The 19,815-nt window shown below is 67.2% G+C and carries 20 protein-coding genes; 15 read left to right on the top strand and 5 right to left on the bottom strand.

The features are described 5' to 3' along the window. The first annotated feature begins 57 nt into the window (after positions 1–57). The 8 genes from RS85_RS16635 (at position 58) to RS85_RS19765 (ending at position 7,783) form a co-directional block, all read left to right on the top strand. On the top strand, positions 58–3,015 hold the full coding sequence (locus tag RS85_RS16635; RefSeq protein ID WP_046014593.1) for a Na+/H+ antiporter subunit A: 2,958 nt from the start codon (positions 58–60) through the stop codon (positions 3,013–3,015). Continuing rightward, on the top strand, positions 3,015–3,566 hold the full coding sequence (locus tag RS85_RS16630) for a Na(+)/H(+) antiporter subunit C (protein ID WP_046014592.1): 552 nt from the start codon (positions 3,015–3,017) through the stop codon (positions 3,564–3,566). Before RS85_RS16635 ends, RS85_RS16630 begins: the two co-directional genes overlap by 1 nt. Then, positions 3,563–5,113 (top strand): Na+/H+ antiporter subunit D, encoded by a 1,551-nt coding sequence (locus RS85_RS16625; RefSeq protein WP_046014591.1) that lies wholly within the window; start codon positions 3,563–3,565, stop codon positions 5,111–5,113. Before RS85_RS16630 ends, RS85_RS16625 begins: the two co-directional genes overlap by 4 nt. Beyond that, entirely contained in the window at positions 5,113–5,709 is a 597-nt protein-coding gene (locus RS85_RS16620; protein WP_046014590.1) for a Na+/H+ antiporter subunit E, read from the top strand. The genes RS85_RS16625 and RS85_RS16620 overlap by 1 nt, the downstream gene beginning before the upstream one ends. Further along, positions 5,706–5,975: a monovalent cation/H+ antiporter complex subunit F gene (locus RS85_RS16615; protein WP_046014589.1), complete on the top strand. Its 270-nt coding sequence runs from the start codon at positions 5,706–5,708 to the stop codon at positions 5,973–5,975. The genes RS85_RS16620 and RS85_RS16615 overlap by 4 nt, the downstream gene beginning before the upstream one ends. Beyond that, complete coding sequence (gene mnhG / locus RS85_RS16610; RefSeq protein ID WP_046014588.1) at positions 5,972–6,361, top strand: monovalent cation/H(+) antiporter subunit G; 390 nt, start codon at positions 5,972–5,974, stop codon at positions 6,359–6,361. The genes RS85_RS16615 and mnhG overlap by 4 nt, the downstream gene beginning before the upstream one ends. 230 nt (positions 6,362–6,591) lie before the next feature. Beyond that, the gene (locus RS85_RS16605) at positions 6,592–7,497 is read left to right on the top strand and encodes a hypothetical protein (RefSeq protein WP_052703608.1); all 906 of its coding nucleotides are present in this window, start codon (positions 6,592–6,594) and stop codon (positions 7,495–7,497) included. A gap of 109 nt (positions 7,498–7,606) precedes the next feature. Further along, positions 7,607–7,783 carry a hypothetical protein gene (locus RS85_RS19765; protein ID WP_160298644.1) on the top strand — a complete coding sequence of 59 codons (177 nt, stop codon included), beginning with the start codon at positions 7,607–7,609 and terminating at the stop codon, positions 7,781–7,783. A 1-nt stretch (position 7,784) separates the two neighbouring features. Here RS85_RS19765 and RS85_RS16600 read toward each other — a convergent pair whose 3' ends face one another. After that, on the bottom strand, positions 7,785–8,546 hold the full coding sequence (locus RS85_RS16600) for an alpha/beta fold hydrolase (RefSeq protein ID WP_052703607.1): 762 nt from the start codon (positions 8,544–8,546) through the stop codon (positions 7,785–7,787). A gap of 62 nt (positions 8,547–8,608) precedes the next feature. Then, positions 8,609–11,251, bottom strand: a complete 2,643-nt coding sequence (locus RS85_RS16595; protein ID WP_082087679.1) for a penicillin acylase family protein — start codon at positions 11,249–11,251, stop codon at positions 8,609–8,611. Between the two features lie 213 nt (positions 11,252–11,464). Here RS85_RS16595 and RS85_RS19105 point away from each other — a divergent pair, with 213 nt between their 5' ends. From RS85_RS19105 to RS85_RS16560, 7 genes are all read left to right on the top strand, one after another. Beyond that, on the top strand, positions 11,465–12,127 hold the full coding sequence (locus RS85_RS19105) for a response regulator transcription factor (RefSeq protein WP_052703606.1): 663 nt from the start codon (positions 11,465–11,467) through the stop codon (positions 12,125–12,127). Positions 12,128–12,277: 150 nt separating this feature from the next. Continuing rightward, positions 12,278–12,463: an aureocin A53 family class IId bacteriocin gene (locus RS85_RS16585; RefSeq protein ID WP_046014587.1), complete on the top strand. Its 186-nt coding sequence runs from the start codon at positions 12,278–12,280 to the stop codon at positions 12,461–12,463. Positions 12,464–12,544: 81 nt separating this feature from the next. Continuing rightward, positions 12,545–13,057 carry a PH domain-containing protein gene (locus RS85_RS16580; RefSeq protein WP_046014586.1) on the top strand — a complete coding sequence of 171 codons (513 nt, stop codon included), beginning with the start codon at positions 12,545–12,547 and terminating at the stop codon, positions 13,055–13,057. A gap of 521 nt (positions 13,058–13,578) precedes the next feature. After that, positions 13,579–14,526, top strand: a complete 948-nt coding sequence (locus RS85_RS19560; RefSeq protein ID WP_152642448.1) for a hypothetical protein — start codon at positions 13,579–13,581, stop codon at positions 14,524–14,526. Next, positions 14,523–15,413, top strand: a complete 891-nt coding sequence (locus RS85_RS16570) for an ABC transporter ATP-binding protein (RefSeq protein ID WP_046014584.1) — start codon at positions 14,523–14,525, stop codon at positions 15,411–15,413. The genes RS85_RS19560 and RS85_RS16570 overlap by 4 nt, the downstream gene beginning before the upstream one ends. Continuing rightward, the gene (locus RS85_RS16565) at positions 15,410–16,249 is read left to right on the top strand and encodes a hypothetical protein (protein WP_152642447.1); all 840 of its coding nucleotides are present in this window, start codon (positions 15,410–15,412) and stop codon (positions 16,247–16,249) included. Before RS85_RS16570 ends, RS85_RS16565 begins: the two co-directional genes overlap by 4 nt. Positions 16,250–16,298: 49 nt before the next feature. Then, complete coding sequence (locus tag RS85_RS16560; protein WP_046014582.1) at positions 16,299–16,490, top strand: hypothetical protein; 192 nt, start codon at positions 16,299–16,301, stop codon at positions 16,488–16,490. Positions 16,491–16,530: 40 nt separating this feature from the next. On the opposite strand, the gene RS85_RS16555 is transcribed toward RS85_RS16560, so the two are convergent. The 3 genes from RS85_RS16555 to RS85_RS16545 are packed head-to-tail and all read right to left on the bottom strand — an operon-like array spanning position 16,531 to position 19,696. Further along, positions 16,531–18,366: a YhgE/Pip family protein gene (locus RS85_RS16555; protein ID WP_046014581.1), complete on the bottom strand. Its 1,836-nt coding sequence runs from the start codon at positions 18,364–18,366 to the stop codon at positions 16,531–16,533. Beyond that, positions 18,363–19,052 carry a hypothetical protein gene (locus RS85_RS16550; RefSeq protein ID WP_200894857.1) on the bottom strand — a complete coding sequence of 230 codons (690 nt, stop codon included), beginning with the start codon at positions 19,050–19,052 and terminating at the stop codon, positions 18,363–18,365. Before RS85_RS16550 ends, RS85_RS16555 begins: the two co-directional genes overlap by 4 nt. Beyond that, positions 19,049–19,696, bottom strand: a complete 648-nt coding sequence (locus RS85_RS16545) for a TetR/AcrR family transcriptional regulator (protein ID WP_046014580.1) — start codon at positions 19,694–19,696, stop codon at positions 19,049–19,051. Before RS85_RS16545 ends, RS85_RS16550 begins: the two co-directional genes overlap by 4 nt. Positions 19,697–19,815: the final 119 nt, after the last annotated feature.

The raw sequence follows: 19,815 nt of genomic DNA, 5'->3' as shown, positions 1-19,815 counted from the left end.
GACGGACACCCGCCCGCCTGAGCCATTCGGCCGACGAGCCCCGAGGGAGCCGCGTATATGCTGACGCTCCTCGCCGTGTTCCTCCTCGGGTCGCTGCTCATGCCCGTTCTGGTGCGCTGGCTGGGATCGCAGGCATTCCTCATCGCCGCTCTCATTCCCGCGGCGGCATTCGTCCATGCGCTCGTGCGCACCCCCGAGGTGCTCGACGGTCCGGCGCCCTACGTCTCCGTCTCATGGATCCCCCAGCTCGGCCTGAACCTGTCCATGCACATGGACGTCCTCGGGTGGGTGCTCACACTGATCGTCACCGGCGTCGGCGCGCTGGTGCTGCTCTACTGCCGCTGGTACTTCCTCGACGACTCGGCGGGGATCGGCTCCTTCGCCGGCGTGCTGCTCGGATTCGCCGGAGCGATGTACGGCCTCGTCCTCACCGACGACCTCGTGATGCTCGTGATGTTCTGGGAGGTGACGAGCATCCTCTCGTACCTCCTGATCGGCCACTACCGTCGACGTGCGGTCAGCCGACGCGCGGCTCTCCAGGCACTGCTGGTGACCACGCTCGGCGGGCTCGTGATGTTCGTCGGCGTGGTGCTGTTGGTGGTGGATGCCGGCACGTCGAGCATCCGCGAGATCCTGGAGCTCGCTCCCACGGGTCCGATCGTGGACGCGGCGATCGTCATGCTGCTGATCGGCGCCATCAGCAAGTCGGCCCTGTTCCCCTTCCACTTCTGGCTGCCGGGCGCGATGGCCGCGCCGACGCCGGTGAGCGCCTATCTGCACGCCGCCGCCATGGTCAAGGCCGGCATCTACCTGATCGCCCGCTTCGCGCCGATCTTCGCTTTCAGCGGACCGTGGCGGCCGATCGTCATCACCCTCGGCATCGTGACCATGCTGCTCGGCGGCATCCAGGCGCTGCGCGAAACCGACCTCAAGCGCATCCTCGCCTTCGGCACCGTCAGCCAGCTGGGATTCTTCGCGGTGGTCGTCGGCTACGGCACGCAGGCCTCGGCGCTCGCCGGGCTCGCCCTGGTCATCGGGCACGCGCTCTTCAAGTCGGCGCTCTTCCTGATCGTGGGAGTCATCGACCGCCAGCTCTCCACCCGTGACATCGATGAGCTCTCCGGCGTCGGACGCCAGGCGCCGGTCATGGCGACAGCGGCATTCATCTCGGTGGCCTCGATGGCGGGCATCCCGCCGACCCTGGGATTCGTCGCGAAAGAGTCCACGCTCATCGCACTGCTCGACGATGCTCAGCACGGCTCGCCCTGGGGCCTCGTCGCGATCATCGGGGTCAGCGTCGGGTCCATGCTCACCGCGGCATACGGCATCCGCTTCCTCTGGGGAGCCTTCTGGACCAAGCGCGACGAGCAGGGCCAGCGCGTGCCCGACACCGCCTGGCCCGACCCGCCCGTCGGCTTCCTGTCGGCGCCGATCATCCTCGCCGGCGTCACGCTCGCCGCGGGCATCGGCGCCCCGGCTCTGGATGTCGCGCTGCAGGGATACGCGGTCACCGCGACACCCGGTCTCGACGCCGCGGGTGAGGCGGCCGAGGGGCCCGGGTATCTCGCGCTCTGGCACGGACTCGAGCCGGCGCTCGGCATCTCGATCCTGTCGATCCTGCTCGGCTTCGGCGTCTTCTGGCTGTCGCGTCGTACGGGCTGGGACACCAAGGCACGGATGCTGCCCTTCACGGCCGCAGACGCCTACTACCTCGTCGTCCGCGGCGTCGACCGCCTCTCCGTGCTCAGCACCACTCTCACCCAGCGCGGTTCGCTGCCGGTCTACGTCGGCACGATCTTCGTGGTCTTCGTCGCCGCCGAGGTGACGGCGCTGATCGCGAGCGACGTCGATCGGTACAACCTCTCGGCCTGGCACACCCCGGCCCAGATCGCCGTCGCGCCGATCATGGCCGTCGCCGGAGTCTTCGCCGTGCGTGCGCAGAAGCGCTACACGGGCGTGGTGCTGGTCTCGGTCACCGGGCTCGGCATGGTCGTGCTGTTCGCGACGAGCGGTGCCCCCGACCTCGCGCTCACGCAGATCCTGGTCGAGACCGTCACCATGGTGACCTTCGCCCTCGTGCTGCGGCGGCTTCCGGCACGGATGGGCGAGCACAACGCCTCGGTCGGCCGGATTCCGCGCGCCGTGCTGGCGATCGGCGTAGGCGTCACCATGGCGTTCGTCGCGGTGGTCGCCACCCAGTCGCGCGTCGCCGAGCCGATCTCCACCGTGTTCCCGAAGCTGGCCTACGAAATCGGCCACGGGAAGAACGTCGTCAACGTCGCGCTCGTCGATCTGCGCGGCTGGGACACGATGGGAGAGCTCTCCGTGCTCGTGCTCGCCGCGACCGGCGTGGCATCCCTCGTCTTCGTCACCCACCGCGCCGACCTGCTCGCCGCGACCAAGGACCTGCCGCGCGCCACGCGCAAGGCGGCTCGCAGTCGACCCCTGGTCGAGACGACCGAGGGCATCCGCTTCCAGACCTCCGAGAACGAGGACAGCCCGCGGGCGTGGCTCATCGGCGGGCAGAAGATGAAACCGGAGAACCGGTCGATTCTCCTCGAGGTGATCGTCCGCATCCTGTTCCACACGATCATCGTGGTCTCGATCTTCCTGCTCTTCGCCGGGCACAACCTTCCCGGCGGTGGCTTCGCCGGCGGCCTGGTCGCAGGCATGGCCTTGGTCATGCGGTACATCGCCGGCGGTCGCTGGGAGCTCGGCGCGGCCGCGCCGACGGATGCCGGTCGGCTCCTGGGCGCCGGCCTCATCATCGCCGTGGGCACCGCGGTCGTCCCGTTGTTCTTCGGGATGGCGCCGCTCACGAACTCGTTCTGGGAGTGGGAGATCCCCGGCATCGGGCATATGGAGTTCGTGACGTCCACCATCTTCGACATCGGCGTGTACCTGGTCGTGATCGGACTCGTGCTCGACGTGCTGCGCAGCCTCGGCGCCGAGGTCGACCGCCAATCCGCGCTCCGCCCGCAGGAGAGCCCGACGCAGGGAGGGGTGCGCAGCTGATGGACGTCTCGCTCACCCTGATCGTCGTGATGGCGGTGCTCTTCGCCTGCGGCGTGTACGCGATGCTGGAGCGCAGCCTCACCCGCGTGCTGATCGGTTTCCTGCTTCTCGGCAATGCCACGAACCTGTTGCTGCTGATCGTGATGGGAGTGCCGGGGACCGCGCCGTTCTACGGTGCCGAGGGTGAGATGAGCGATCCGCTCCCGCAGGCGCTCACCCTCACGGCCATCGTGATCACCTTCGCCGTGTCGGCGTTCCTCCTCGCCCTGATCTACCGCTCCTGGCAGCTGGGCCAGGCCGACACGGTCGAGGACGATGCGGCCGACATCGCGCTCCGCGCCCGTACGGATGCTGACGAAGACGTTCTGGAGGACGACGCCAACCTCGAGGAGGAGGCGACCACCGACTTCGTCGGCGTGCAGACCGCCCCGATCACCGTGCTCCACATGCGCGATCATCCGTCGATCCAGGACGACGCGCCCGTCGATGCGCCGGTAGCCCGACCCGGAGACGGGCGCGATCCTGAGGACGACGAAGGGGCCCGGTCATGACCGCACTCGTCCCGCTCCTCGTCACCCTGCCGCTCCTCGGCGCCGCCATCACCCTCATCTTCGGCCGCAACGCCCGCCTGCAGGTGTTCGTCACCGTCGCCACCCTCGCGATCGTCTCGATCATCGCCGCCGTGCTGCTGGTGGTGGTGGATGCCGGCGCCCCGATCGCCGTCTCCGTCGGCGGCTGGCCGGTGCCGTTCGGCATCGTGCTGTACGTCGACCGGCTGTCGGCCCTGCTCGTGCTGGTGTCGAGCATCGTGCTGCTCGCGGTGCTCCTGTTCTCGATCGGCCAGGGCGTCGCCGACGGTGCGGAAGAGACCCCGATCTCGATCTTCAACCCCTCGTACCTGATCCTCGCCGCGGGCATCTTCAACGCGTTCATAGCCGGCGACCTCTTCAACCTCTACGTCGGCTTCGAGATCCTGCTCGTGGCCTCGTACGTGCTGATCACTCTCGGCAGCACCGAGTCCCGCATCCGCACCGGTGCCGTCTACATCGTCGTGTCGCTGGTGTCGTCGATTCTGTTCCTCGCCTCGATCGCGATGATCTACGGGGCGCTCGGCACTGTGAACATGGCGCAGATCGCCGAGCGGATGTCGGAGCTCCCACAGGAGACGCAGCTCGTGCTGCACCTCATGCTGGTGGTCGCCTTCGGCATCAAGGCGGCCATCTTCCCCGTGTCGTTCTGGCTGCCCGACTCCTACCCGACCGCCCCGGCACCGGTGACCGCGGTGTTCGCGGGATTGCTGACGAAGGTCGGTGTCTACGCCCTCATCCGCACCGAGACGCAGCTCTTCGCGTCGAACAGCATCGACACCGTCCTACTCATCATCGCGTTGGCGACCATGATCATCGGGGTGCTCGGCGCCGTGGCGCAGGCGGAACTCAAGCGAATCCTGTCGTTCACGCTCGTGAGTCACGTGGGCTACATGATCTTCGGCCTCGCGATCGCGACGCCCGCCGCGATCGGTGCGACGGTCTACTACATCGTCCACCACATCGTCGTGCAGACCACTCTGTTCCTCGCCGTCGGACTCGTGGAGCGCCGAGCCGGCAGCACCTCGATCCTGCGGGTCAAGGGACTGCTGAAGGTGGCCCCGGTGATCGCCGTGCTGTACTTCGTGCCCGCGATCAACCTCGGCGGCCTGCCGCCGTTCTCCGGGTTCATCGGCAAATTCGCGCTGTTCGAGGCCGCGGCATCCGTCGGCACCCCGCTCATGATCGTGCTGATCATCGGCGGCATCGTCACCTCGCTGCTCACCCTCTATGCCCTGATGCGTGCGTGGAACCTCGCGTTCTGGCGCGAGGAGGAGGACTCCAGCGAGACCGAGGGTCGCATCTCACACCTCGGCAACGCCCCCGCGGCCGACGACCAGCAGGAACGCCGCCGCATCCCGAAGATCATGACGCTCGCGACCGGGGGAATGGTCGCGGTGACCCTCGCGCTGACCATCTTCGCGGGCCCCCTGTACGCACTCTGCGACCGCATCGGTGCAGGCCTGCTGCAGCCGGTGAATCTCGTTCAGCTGGAAGAGGAGGTGGGCTGATGGCGCGCGACACCCGGCGTCACCTCTGGCGCGACATCCGCGTGCAGCTGCCGTTCCTCGCCTGGCTGGTCGTGCTGTGGATGCTGCTGTGGGCGCAGTTCACCCCACTCTCGTTCCTGACCGGGCTCATCGTCGCGGTGTTCGTGACGCGTGTGTTCCGCCTGCCGACCGTCGCGCTGTCGGGTCGGATCAACATCTGGTACGCCGTGGTGTTCACGATCTCGTTCCTGTTCGCGGTGCTCCGCGGTGCGCTGGCGGTCACCATCCAGGTGTTCGACTTCCGCCGGCAGCCGGGCGCCGCCATCATCGCGGTGCCGCTGCGCTACGCAGATGACCTGGTCATGACGCACGTCGCTGTCACCTCGTCGCTCATTCCCGGCTCGCTCATCGTCGAGGCCGACCGCGACCGCCGCATCCTTTACCTGCATGTGATCGGGGTGCGTACCGCCGCCGATGTCGAGCATCAGCGTGAGCACGTGCTGCTCTGGGAGGAGCGGATCGTGCGGGCCCTCGGAGATCCGGAGCAGTACCGTGCCCTGAAGGCCGACCAGCGCGCCGGCCGTCTCACACGCCCATCGAAGGGCGGTGCCCGATGAACATCCTGCTCCTGGTGATCATGGTCGTGTTCGCCGTCGCGGCGATCCTCGCCGTGATCCGGATCGTGCGCGGGCCGTCGATCCTCGATCGCGCCGTGGCATCCGACGTGCTGCTCACCGAGGTGATGTGCGTGCTCGGCGCCGAGATGGCGATCAACGGGCACACCCGCAGCATCCCGGTGCTGCTGATCATCGCCGCGATCGGGGTGTTCGGCTCGATCGCCGTCGCCCGGTTCGTCGCGAGAAGGGACACCACGACGCAATGAACGTGCTCGGTCTCATGATTCCGGATGCCGTCGTCGATGTGGCGGTCCTCATCCTCATCCTGCTCGGCGCCCTGCTCTGCCTGTCGGCAGCGGTCGGTCTCCTGCACTTCCGCGATGTGCCGTCTCGACTGCATGCGGCGACCAAGCCGCAGGTGCTCGGCCTCGTGCTCATCTGCGGAGCCATCGCGCTGTCGCAGCGCTCTGTCGGCGGCATCCTGCTCGGGCTGGTGCTCGTCGCCCCGATCGTGCTGATGCAGTTCGCCACAGCGCCGCTCTCGGCGCACATGGTCGGGCGGCAGGCCTACCGCAACGGCACGACCGACCAGCGCGGCCTCGTCGTCGACGAACTGGCCGAGTCGAAGCAGACCCCACCCGCCGCCGGTTAGCGGCGGGCGACTGCGACGTCGGTCACCGTCGTCCGGCGTTCACAATTCAGCAAGAACTGGGCTAGGCGGCGCTCACGGGCCGCTGAGAACCGAATCCCCGGAATTCTTGCTGAATTGTGAACGAGGACCGGCCGAGACACCAGTCCTGCACCGATCTCCCGGTGCCGAAAACCGTTCACATTCCCCGGTCCCGGCATCCGGTCTGATGTCGTGATTCGCACACTTCTCTGATGACCGAAGAGAAGCAGACCGTCGCGCAGCGCGCCGCCGCCATCTATTCGCGGGTGGCATTCACCCGCGCCGACCTCATCGACCGGCGCCTGTCCGGCCGTGCGATCGCGCTCGCCGTGCGTCAGGGCCGTCTTCAGCACGTCCGTCGTGATCGGTACCTTCTGGATGCGGTGGAAGACGACGCCGTGGAAGCCGTACGTATCGGAGGGCGACTGACGTGTCTGTCGCTGTTCGCGGCGATGGGAGTGTTCGTTCATCGGCGCCACGGTCTGCATGTCTTCGTCACGCGCGGCAGCTCGCGGTTGCGTACGCCCACTGTGAAGGACGTGACGTATCACTGGAGCTCCTCGCCTGACGCGCCCACCCTTCTTCATGTCGCGCCGTTGATCGATGCAGCCCGTCATGCGGTGCGATGCCAAGAACCGCGCGCCGCGATCGCAACGCTGGACAGCCTTCTGCACCACGGTCTCCTCACGATCGTTCAGCTCGATGAGGTCTTCGCAGGACTGCCTGCCCGCGTGCAGCCGCTACGCCCGCTCGTCGACGGCTCCGCCGGTTCGGGGCCGGAGACGTTCGTTCGGCTGATCCTGCGGGCTCTCGGCGTGAAGTACGAGACGCAGGTGGAGATCGACGGCGTCGGTCGCGTCGACTTCGTCGTCGAGGGCTGGCTGATCATCGAATGCGACAGCAAGGAGTTCCACGAGGGCTGGCAGAAGCAGCAGGCCGCCCGGAGACGAGACCTCGCCGCCGCCCGCCAGGGGTATGTGACGATCCGGCCTCTGGCGGCGGACATCCTCGGCGAGCAGACGGCCCTGCAACAGCAACTGCGGGAGATCATCGAGGCCCTAGGCCCACGAGTCACCGATGGTCGGCGTTCACAATTCAGCAAGAACTCCGGCCGTTGACGCGAAACGGCGGGAGAACACGCCTCCGGCGGAATTCTGACTGAATTGTGAACGGGTGACGCAACCCGGCCGCTGGACGCCACCCCCTCTGCCGGGTTACCGTGCTGGCATGGAGACGCTGCTGCTCATTCACGGTCTGCTCGCTGCAGCATGGTTCGCGATGCTGATGCGGAAGCCGCGACCGGCACCCCGGGCCGATCCGGACGGCTTCGCGGTGGATCCGGCGCTGTCGAAGGCGCTCGATGACTCCGCATCCGACAGCGTCAGGTTCCGGGGCTACCTCTGAGTCAGAGGGCGTCGGCGAAGCGCTGGATCATCCGCGCGGCCGGCGCCGAGTCGCTGATAAGGGTGCCGTGTCCGTGATCGGGAATGATCTGCAGGTCGGCACCGGGAATCGCGTCGATGATCGCCCGGCACCAGCTCATCGGCGCCAGCGGGTCGTCCTCCCCACGCAGCACCAGCACCGGGCAGTCGATACGGGCGAAGGCATCCTCCGGCTCGTGCACGATCGTCGCGCGGATCTTTCGGATGAGGTGCGGACCGCCGCGGAGGTACTCTCTCGCACCGCGCCAGATCACGAGGGGCCGCTCTCCGACGAGGTCCGTCAGCAGGTAGCGGGCCTGTGAGCCGACATTGCGCGCCGCCTTGTCGACCGTCGGACCCGCGAGGATGACGCCTTCGACGAGAGACGGATGCCGCGCCGCGAGCTCCGCGGCGATCTGACTGCCCATCGAGTGACCGATGACCACGACCGGTCCGGCGTCGACGTGGCGCAGGTACGCGGCCACGAGATCCGCATGCCGCTCCATGGTGAGGGTGCGCGTGGGCTCCGGCGCTTCGCCGAATCCGGGCAGGTCGAGGGCGATCACACGCCCCTTCAGCCGCTGCACCACGTCGAGGTAGACGCTGCGACCCATGCCGATGCCGTGCAGCAGGAGGAAGGTGTGATCGCCCTCGCCGAAGGCCTCCGCGATGAGGGTCGACCCGCCGTGCTCGTACTCGAGCAGAGTGACTGGGGTGCCCTTCGGGGCGAGGTAACTGTTCGGCACCCGTCAACGGTAGTGCAGCATCCTGGGCGGGCTCTTCGACAGGCTCAGCGGCCCAGAGTGGTTCAGCCGGCCGCTGACAGCACCAGTGTGTCGACCGTCGCCGCATCCACTGCTTTTGACGAGAACGCCCATGGCCGCTGAACGCCGGCCGCCCAGTCCGCGGTCTGGTCGATGTAGTGCTCATGGAACGCGTGCCCGGAGGTGCCCGTGAGCTGGATCCACGTCGAGGCGTCGAAGTCCGACAGATCCACCACCATCCGCATCGACGGCACCGTCGTGGTGGCATAGGAGGTGCCGAGTTCCCAGCCGGTCGCATTGACGACGGAGGCGCCGCCGCTGACCGGGAAGGGGCCGCGGTTGAACAGCGCCTCGACCGGAGCGATGCCCGACGTCCCGAGCGTGTCGCTGGTGAGGGTGATGGCATGCAGGTCGCCCCAGTTCCAGCGGTCGACGGCCGTGCCCTGGATCGCCGAAAGCTCGTTGTAGGCGTCTTCGGCGGAGAGGGCCAGCATCTCTTCCATGCCGTCGACGTCGAGCTCGGCGTTCTGCCACAGCGGATCGGACGGGTTCTCCAGCATGTCGGCGACCACGGCGAACAGACGGGCCTGTCCATCGATGGGGAGGGGCTGCTCGCGCGCTCCGAAGATGTTCTGCACCAGGTTCGACCAGAGCACGTTCGCGTACGCTGCGGCACCGGAGGATGCCGTGGTCTGCGCATCCCAGGAACGAAGCAGCTCGACAGCCTCGCGGGCGCCGGCACCGGACACCTCGACGTCGCCCATGGCGGCCGCGAGCTGCTTGCCGATCCACATCTCGCTGTCCATCTGGATGTCGCGCATGTCCTCTGCGGTCAGCGGAGCGGCCGCGGCTCGGCGCTCGATCAGGTACGCGATACGCGCCGCGCGATAGCCGTAGTCCCAGTCCCGCGAGAGGAAGTACTCGTAGTCGTCGGTGACGATCGCGTTGTTCGCGGTGACGATGTACCCCGACGTCGGGTTGTACGACACCGGCAGCTCCTCGAAGGGGATGAAGCCGGTCCAGTCGTAGGTGCTGTCCCAGCCCGGTTGCGGCATCCACCCGTCTCCGGCGCCGCGGATCGGCAGTCGTCCGGGCGTCTGGTAGCCGATGTTGTCCTCGGTGTCGGCGTAGACCAGGTTCTGCGCCGGCACGTCGAAAAGCGAGGCGGCGTGGCGGAAGTCGTCGAAGTCCTGGGCGGTGGAGAGCGCGAAGATCGCCGTCGCGGTCGTGCCGGGATCGAGTGCCGTCCAGCGCAGGCTGACCGCGTACTCGGCCTCGTCCTCCAGGGCAGGGACGGCACCGCCGATCGCGAGTCCCGGCAGCGGATCGTCGGCGATGGCGGTGAAGTCGTCGGTGAGTCCCGAGATGATCGGACCGTGCACGGTCGAGCGGATGGTCAGCTCGATGTCATCGCCTCCTGCGACCTTGATCGTCTCGGTGCTCTCCTCGAGCGGAACCAGCGCCCCATCGCGCCAGTACTCGTCCCCTTCGACGCGTTCGATGTACAGGTCCGTGACGTCGGTGGTGAGGTTCGTGAAACCCCAGGCGACCTTCTGGTTGTGGCCGATGACGATCCCGGGAAGCCCCGAGAACGAGAAGCCGCCGACATCGAACGGGCACTCCTCGCTCACCGTCGCGCATTTCAGCTGCACCTGGTACCAGACCGAGGGGAGGGATGCTCCGAGGTGCGGGTCGTTCGCGAGCAGCGGCATCCCGGTCTCGGTGAGATCACCCGAGACGACCCACGAGTTCGAGCCGATGCCTTCGCCGACGTCGCCGACGAGCACACTGACCGCTTCGATCACGCTCGAGGTCTCTTCCCATTCGACGGTGGTGAGGGCCTGCTGCACATCGCCGTCCGTGCCGGACGGCGTGAACGCTGCCTGCTTCGCGTCGGTTTCGAGCGCAGTTACCGTCGAGATCTTCGGCACGATCACCGGGTTCTCGTCGAACGGGTAGTCCGGGTAGAGCTTCTCGAGGAGTGCATCCGTCGCTGCGGCATCCGTCTCTCCGGAGTTCAGCTCTGCAGCCAGCAGCGCCCGCTCGGTCTCGTCCTCGATGTTGCCGCGGAGATCCCAGGCCATCGCCTTGAGCCAGGCGACGGAATCCGCAGGCTCCCACGGGTCGGGCGCATACTCCGGATTCTGCATGCCGAGGACGGCATACTCCAGCGAGAGCTCAGCACCCGAGCGCGATGCCAGGTACGCATTGACGCCTTCCGCGTAGGCCTCGTAGTAGCCGAGCGTGACATCGTCCATCGCCGCGACTTCCTGCTCGGCGACCTTGCGCCAGCCGAGAGTGCGAAGGAACGCATCCGTGCCAGCCTGAGATTCGCCGAACATCTCCGCGACGCGACCGGCGGTCACGTGCCGCCGGAAGTCCATCTCGAAGAAGCGGTCCTGCGCGTGCACGAAGCCCTCGGCGTAGAACAGGTCGTGGCTCGAATCCGCGGTGATGGTCGGGATGCCGGTCGCATCGCGCTGCACGGTGACCGTCGAGGTCAGACCCTCCAGCTCGACCGCACCCTCGGTCTGCGGAAACGAGCGCTGGATCGTCCAGGTCACGAAGAATGTCGCGGCCACCGCGATCACGACGATGGCGGCCACGACGAGGAAGACGATGCGTCCGATGCGGACGCCTCGCGAGGGTCGCGAAGGGGTGGCGATCGCCAGCGGATCAGTCGTCATCGTTGAACGCTCTCTCGGGGTGGCAGGTGGAACTCAGTCCCACCGAGCCCCAGTACGCGTTTCAGGTTCGCGCCCTCGCATCATAACCGGCATTGTGCGGCGAACCCTCAATCATATGTTTATCGGCATATCGCTCATCGATCCCCGAAATCGCGTCTCTCGATTGCTACACTCAGTCCAAAATCGGCCGGGGGGCAACTGATTTTGGATGTCTTGATCATCACGGATGCGACTCTGCGCGGCGAGGCGTTGCGGTGGCTTCTCGCCGCGAATGCAGACCTTCGGGTGACATCGTGCAGCTACGAGGCACGACGCACGGGGGCGGCGCGAGGAGTCGACTACGACGTGGTCATCTGCGACGTGGCTGATGCCACGACGTCGGCGCGGCAGATGATCGTGTCGCTTGCTCGCGACTGGCCGGACCGTCCGATCGTTGCCGTCGCCGCAGCAGGCGATGCGTGCTCCGTCGACTGTTTCGCCTCCGGGGCTGCGGGAGTGGTGCAGTGGGATTCGTCTGACGACGAGCTGCGCGCCAGCATTCGAGAGGTCGCTTCCGGGCACTACTACGCGGCCAGGGCAGTGCTCCGCGGGCTGGTCGGAGCGGCTCATCGATCCTCTGCGGCGTCCGCCGATCCGGCACGCCACATCGGAGTGCTCACTGCCAAGGAGCAGACCATCGTCGATCTGTTGCTGCGCGGGATGACCAACCACGAGATCGCCGGCGCGATGTTCCTCGCCGAGCCGACGGTGAAAGCGCATCTCGGACGGATCATGGCGAAATGGGGTGTGCGCGACCGCGTTCAGGTCGTCCTGAAAGCGCTGAACGCCCCGCACAGCTTGCAATCCGGAACCAACCTGAAAGGGTTGGAGAAATGAATACGAAGGTATATGTGAAGAATACTTTGATCATACCGATCGCATACGACCGAACCTCTTATGTCAATGCGGAAATGAATAACTTCGTGAATCACGAGACGGCAAAAGGCCGTCTCGCAATTCACGAATCATTTCCGAAAGGCACGCATTATGGGACCCTTGCTTCGTTTTATCGCCTGGCTCTTCACTCAGATCGGTCGTTGGTCCAAGAAGGTGCTCGATGCCGTCGCCAAGTGGGCGAGGGACAATTGGAAGCGGGTGGTCGGCTGCATCGAGCGCGGCGTCTCCTTCGCGACGATCGTCCAGTGGATCCTGCAGATTCTGGGCTTGGGCTGAACGCCACGCTCATGTCGCATGCAGCGGTGGGCTCGACCCCCGAGTCCACCGCTGCATGTCTGTACTTCCAGGAAGCTCAACATGCAGATCGATGACTGGCGTACCACGTTCGCACCCTCGAAGCGAAGACTGCCCCGAAAGGCGATCACCTATGCACGAACGCGCACGGCCGTGGAATCAGCCCTTCTGGCGACTGTTGGCACCGTGGCCACTGCTGTCCTGGCGCCGGGGGATGCTCGACCATTCTGGTTCGGCGCGGTCGGCGTTCTGGTCCTCGTCATCGTCGCGGTGGATATCCCGTGCATCGATCGCGCGCGAATTCTCAGCGTCTCGTACGACGTGGATAAAGGTTTTGTGCGCCTTCGTCGCGGAATAGTTTTCGTCGAGGACATCGTCGTTCCGATCGAGCGGATATTGAACGTGGCGATCGTCCAAGGTCCGATTCTGCGAGTGTTTGGCCTGGTGCGGATTCGTTTCGTGACGATCTCACGCTTCGATGCGCTGGGCCCGCTTGATCTGGATGTTGCCCTGCGGCTACGGGCAGAGGTGCAGCGGCACCAGGACCGTGTCTCGATCGCCTCGGATGAGAGGTGATCGTGCGGCACATGAAGCGCTTGCCATTCACGTCCGTTACCGCCGAATGGGTTCGCAGCCTGCCTTCCGTCGTCGGAATGGTCGCTGTGTACATCGTGGCGGCGGTGCAACCACTCGGCCCGCTCACCGGCTGGCTCCAGGGCCTCGCCCTCGCACTGATCACAGTTCGTGTGGTCGCACCCATATACCAGTGGGCCACAACGCGCGTAGCGATCGGGGAAAGGGGAGTGAGTACCGTCAAAGGGATTCTCGGCGCACGCAGGGATGCCGTCGCCTGGCGCGACATCGAAGTGGTAGAGGCTCATCAGCCGTGGTCGTTCCGGATCTGGGACCTGTCGATCGTTCGGTTGCGGCCCGCGGGAGACCTCGAGTCGCACGTAGTGCTGGATGGTGTGGACCGCCGAATGCTCAACACGCTTCGCGACGAAGTCCGGTCGCCAGGAGAGGCAGAAGACAGCACGTCGAACACGACGCGGACGCCCATCGCTCCTGATCTTGGTCGCCATATGTACCGGGCGAACGTGCGAGACCTTGTGGTGACGTGCGTCGTGCAGGGGAGGATTCTGGTCGTCGCCCTCGGGATCGCATGTGCTGGGTACGACCTGCTGACGAAATTCAGCTTCGCCGATGTGGCGATCGAATGGACTCGCGACCACGTCTTCCTGGCGGGTTCGCTCATCACGGTCGTCGTGACGGCCATCACCGTCGCATCGATCATCGTTCGGTTCGGCGGTCTGACAATCCGTCGTCGAGGCGACGGTCTGGAACTCCAGTACGGTCTCCTCGACCGGACGAGCCGCGCGGTGAGCAGCGATGCGCTGGTGGGCGTGGCGATTCGCCGGAACATCATCGAGATGATCTTCGACCGCGTGCGCGTCAGCCTCGTCACCTCCGACGGTGCGGGTGGTCTCGGTCAGAATCTCGTGCTTCCGTCGATCCCTCGACGCGCTGCGAACGAGGCCCTCTCCCTGCTGGACCCGGATCTCGCGGACTTCCGCGTCCTCGGTTCGAAGGGTGCGGTGGCCGCTCCGCGGGCCGTCAGCTTGCTCGGACTGATCGCCGCCGCGGCGATCGCTGTCTGGTACGTCGCGATGTCGCTCACCTCGACGGTCTGGCTGTCTCTCGCAGCCGTTCTGGCAGCCGTGCTCGTCGCCATCTGCAGTGCGAGGGTGCTGGCCACCCACTTCGAGGTGACGTCGGTGGCTGTCATCGCCCACCGACACCTCACGACCGAGTTCGAGGAACACCTGCGTGCCGGTGGGCTGCACGTTCTTCGAGTATGCCGACTGCGGCGCCTGCCGATACGGCTGGTGAGACTCACCTACTTCGCAGGATTTGTCCGTCACCGTGCCGGCCTGACGGCGAGCGACGCGGAGGGGCTTGAGATCGCGTCGGCGATGAGAACCGCGGTGCGGGCGGGTGACGAGGTCCGTCGCGTCCCCTCGCACCTGACGGAAGGAAGCGAATGATCGAGGTCATTGAACTCTGCAAGGCATACGACGGCGTGCGAGCGGCGGATCGTGTCACGTTCGTCGCGCCCGACGGAGCGATCACCGGTTTCGTCGGTCCGAACGGCGCGGGGAAGTCGACAGTCCTGCGCTCGATCGCGCAGCTCGTCACGCCGGAGTCAGGTGAGGTTCGGATCGACGGCCGCGAGTCGAAGGTGCACGGGACCCCGAGTCTCCTCGGCGTGTATCTCTCTCCCGGAGACCTGCCACGCCGCGCGACGGCACGCGGCGCACTGCGGTACGTGTGCGACTCCGGGGGTATGCCGTACTCCGCTGCCGACGAGATCCTGGAACTCGTCGGACTCGAGGGTGTGGCGAGCCGGCGAATACGCACCTTCTCGATGGGAATGACGCAGCGCCTCGGACTCGCGGTCGCTCTCCTCCCGCGGGCGCGATCGCTGATCCTTGACGAACCCCTCAACGGGCTCGACCCCGACGGCATCCGCTGGATTCGGAGCCACCTCAGGTGGCTCGCATCCGAGGGTGCGTCAGTGCTTCTCTCTTCCCACGTGATGTCCGAGCTCGCTCAGACGGCGGACCGGATCGTCATGCTCGATGGCGGGAAGGTCGTCGCCGACGGCACTCTCGCGGAGTTCGTGTCGGAGCAGCACCCGATGCAAGTGCTGGTGGAGGTGACGGATCCGGATCGTGCGCGGGAGGTGTGCATCGCGCGCGGGCTCTCCGTCGTCGCGAGGGGCCAGGGGCTGGTCGTCTCCGGAGCCGCCACCCCCGAGGTCGGTCGCATCCTCTTCGATGCGGACATCGATGTGCTGCACCTGCAGACGGTGCGGAGATCTCTCGAAGAGACCTACTTCGGGTGGCTGGCGACGGACGGAGTCCCGGAATGATGGCGTACGTGGCGGCGCAAGGCGCGGATGACGAGCCGAAGGGCGGATCGGACGCGCCGCAGACCCTTCGGCGCGTTCTCCGGGCGGAATGGCGCGCACTCTGGTCGCTCGGAGGGATCAGGGTCGCCACGGTCGTCGCGGCATCCGTCGCCATCGCGACCGGGTCGGCCGTGTTCGCTGTCCTGCGCACCATCGCCCGAGAGCCAGGACACGTGATCGTCAGCGCGCCCGTCGAGGCCTCATCGACGATCTTCGGCCTGGCCTTCGGCCTGGTCGTCGCGATCGCGGTGGGCCGAGACGCGGAGGGACGCCTCGCGTTCACCATGCTGCGGACACCCGCTCGATCGCGGCTGTTCGTCGCACGCGTGGTGAGTGTCACGATGATCGGGATGCTTGGTGCTCTCGTCTGTTCCGCCGCCATCGCGATCATCGCCGTGGCGCTTTCGCTCCCCGCGGCCGCAAAAGCCCTTCCCCTTCTGGCCGTAGCGCTGATCGTCTGCACCGCAGCGGTCGGGTTGACGATCGTGCTCGCCTTCGCCCTGAGCACGATCGCGTGGCGATCTGTTGCCGCCGTCCTCGTCTATCTGTCGCTCCTCATTCTCCTTCCGCTGGCTCTCGCGATCGGCGGCGCCGCCGTGCCCGGCGCGCTGGGCTCATTCCTTGCTAGCGCAAGCGCATGGACACCGACGCCGCTGCTGATGCAGGCGAGCGCCGTCTCGACGATGCCGTCACAAGGTGCGGAAGGTGTGCTGACGGGCATTCTCGGACTGCTCGGCTGGGTGGGAGCGACCACCGTCGCCGCGCACGTGGTCTTCACGCGTCGAGACGCTCCATGAGCGCCCCCCACGATCCTCGACCGAAACCGACCCGAATGAAGGAACGCCGATGACCGCACGCTCGAATCGAAAAGGAGGCGGGGCAGCGACCGCCGCTCTGTTCGTGACCATTCTGTTGGTGAGCATCGGGCTCGCGCTGTGGACCGACTGGCACATCGTCCTCCGCGGGCTCGCTGCTCTCGGTGCAGGCCTCGTCGCGGCCGTGGTGACGTCGATCGTCAGCCGGTGCATCGAGTCATAGGCGCGATCCACCGTCCGAAGCGCTCCTGTGGACGGCTCAGTCAGCCGATCAGGCTCGGCTGCAGATCCCGCAGAGTGCGTCGATGCGTCATCCGCGTCACTCCGATCATCGCGAACGCCAGGGCGCCGACCAGCCAGAAGGCGAGCACCGCGAGGTCCCAGCCGGCGCGGGCGAGGTCGCCGCCGTACATGAGCTGGCGCATCGCGTCGACGACGTATCCCAGCGGCAGCACATGGTGCAGCGCAGCGAGCGGGGCGGGCAGCGTCTGCCAGGGGAAGGTGCCGCCGGCGGTCACGAGCTGCAGCACCATCAGCACCAACCCGAGGAACTGGCCGACCGAACCGAGCCAGACATTGAGCGCGAGGATGATCGCCGCGAACGTCGCGGAGGCGAGCACCATCACGCCGAGCGTGCCGAGCGGATTGTGGAATGTGAAGCCGAGCGTGATCGCGAGAATGCCCATGAGCCCGACCATCTGTACCGCGCCCAGCGCCGCCGGCGTCAACCAACCGGCGAGCGTGATGCGCACCGGAGAGTGCAGCGCGGTGATCGCGCGACGCGAGATCGGCTTCACGATGAGGAAGAGGGCGTAGATGCCGATCCAGGCGGAGAGCGCCGCGAAGAACGGCGCGAGACCTGCGCCGTAGTCCTCGGCCGAGGCGACCTTGTCGCTGGACACCTTCACCGGATCGGATATGGTGTCGGCCTGCAGGGTGCGGAGTTCGGGGGTGGATGCCGGGATCTGCGTGACGCCGTCGGACAGGCCGTCGCGCAGTTCGGCAGCGCCGGAAGCCAGCGTTCCCAGGCCGTCGCGCAGCTGCGCAGCGCCGTCGTTCGCGGATGCTGCACCGGAGGCGACCGTGCCGGCACCGGTGGCGAGTTCCGAGGCACCGGAGGCGACGGATGCCGCGCCGGCAGCGAGCCGGTCGACATCGCCGACCGCGGACTGCACCCGCGTGTTGCCGTCCTGCAGGCGGCTCGCGAGCGGGTCGAGGGTCGCGAGCACCCGGTCGATCTCCTCCTGCGTCAGGCCCTGTTCGACGAGGGTGGACGTGATGTCGGTGCGCACCTGCGGGAGGGCGTCGGCTGCCTGCTGCACCGCGGAACCCGCGCGGTCGGCGACGTCGGCGAGCTGGCGGTTGCCCGCGCTCACCTGCTGAGCGCCGTCGGCGAGCGTCCGGGCGCCCGTCGCGAGCTGGGCGGTACCGTCGGCGAGCTTCGCCGTGCCGTCGGCGAGGGTGGTGCTGCCGGATGCCGCCGTGTTCGCGCCGTCGGTCAACTGCGTCGCGCCGTCTGCGGCGGTGACCAGGCCGTCCCGGACGTCGCTCAGCCCGGTGAGCAGTCGTTCGGCCGCTTCGCTTCCGACCATCTCGGCGACGGAGCTGCGGATCTTCTCCACCGCCTGGGTGCCCATAGAGGACGCGAGATAGTTGTTCGCGTCGTTGGTCTCGAGGTCGATCCGTGCCTGGTGCGGATCGTCGCCGGCCGCCGACGTGAGCGCGGACGAGAAGTCGGCAGGGATCGTCACCGTGAAGTCGACGGCTCCGTCGCGGAGAGCGTCGGCGGCCTCGGCGGCCGTCATCCGCTGCCAGTCGAAGGCATTGCCCTCGATGAGGTTGTCGGCGACGTCCTCGCCGTAGTTCACGGTGTCGGGATCGCTTCCTTCGGTCCCTGAGCTCGTCGACGGGGCCCCGGTGTCGTCGACCACGAGTGCCACTGGCACCTCGGGGAACTTCGCATAAGGGTCCTGGTTCGCCCACAGGTAGAGGCCGCCGTAGAGGATCGGCACGCAGATCAGCGCCACGAGCGCGATGATGCCCATCCTGCTGGCCGTGAGACGCCGCAGTTCGGCGGCGATCATGGAGGGGACCTTCATGATGCGGTTCCTTCCGGGGCCGGGGCCGGTTCCGCGGCAGGGGCATCGAGCACGAGCGGTTCGACCGGGCCCGAGGCGTTGATCGCGTCGAACTCCTGCATCCGCTCGAGGGCGACGGCCGCAGAACCGCCGACGATCACGAGCATCGCGTAGCCGCGGTCGGCGAACTCGCCCGAGATGCGCCACCAGCCGTCGGGGCTGCCGCCGTGGCGGTCGGGGGAGACGAGCACGATGCCCTCCACGCCTTCGCGCAGGACGGCCAGTTCGCACATGATCCGTACCCGGGCGGCGGGATCGACGCTGCCGATGGGGACGGATGCAAGCTCGCTGAAGCCGAGTTGCGCGAGCCAGCGTCGGGCGTGCAGCGGCGTCGCGCCGACGCCGGCGAACATGAGCTCTTCCCCCACGACGCCCGCGACGCTGATGTCGGCGTGCGGGTCGCTGGCGTCAGGTGCGTCCACGAGCGCGCAGCGTCTTCGCAGCGCTCTCGCGTTCTCGGCCCCGTCGAGGGTGACTCTGCCGGCGTCGGGGTGCATCCGCCCGCTGGCGATCAGTCCGAGGATGGTCGGCCGCTGCTCGGTCTCGGCCAGCGCGAACCGTACGGCGCCGGTGTGGAACTCGAGGTTCGTCAGGGGCAACGCCTGCCCGCCGCGGCCCTTGCGCACATCGTGCAGCGTGATCCTCATGCGTCGGTCTCGGGGTCGATGGCCTCCTGCGCGATGGCGGACGCGACGATGTCGGAATGCGCGGCGAGCAGCTCGTCGGCCTCTCGCCAGGACAGGCCGGCGATGCTGAGCACCGTGCGGACTGCGACGTTCGCGGCGCCCGTGCTCGCGGCATCCGTGCGGGAGACGACGGTGCGCGACATCTCCTCGATCAGTCGCGCGAGCGTGGGGGAGGCGAGGTCGGTGCGGAAGCTGCCGTCCTCCTGTCCGCGACGGACGAGGGCTGCGACCGTGCGGCGGAGAGGTGCGAGCGCTGCGGCCGTGTGTTCGACGTGGGCCTCGTCGAGGGCGAGGGCTGCAGCGACCTGCACGTGCGCGGCCTCCTGCCAGAGACGGGCGGCGAGGCGTGCGAGAGCGAGCCGAGCATCCGGGTCGTCGACCGACGCGGCGATGGCGTTGAAGCGCTGCGCACCGCTGGAGATGAGTTCGCGGATCAGCGCCTCGCGGTCGTCGAAGTGCCCGTAGAGGGTGCGACGCGAGAGGCCGGCGCTGCGGGCGATGACGTCGACGGAGGCGTAGGGGTCGTTCGCGAGCGTCGAGCGGGCGGCGGACAGGATGCCGGCGCGATTCTCGACGGCGTCGCGGCGCGGTGGGCGGGTGGTCATGCCTCCATGCTAGTTATTGTGCACAGTCGTGTGCAAGATAACTCGGAGGACTCACAGCCTCTCCACTTCGGCGTGTGCACAACTCAGCAAAGAACGCACGTTCTCCCCGCGGAAAGTCT

It is taken from the genome of Microbacterium sp. SA39, assembly GCF_000967865.1.
GTDB lineage: Bacteria > Actinomycetota > Actinomycetes > Actinomycetales > Microbacteriaceae > Microbacterium.
Note: the sequence above shows the minus strand (reverse complement) of the source record. Positions and strands in the feature narration are given on the sequence as shown.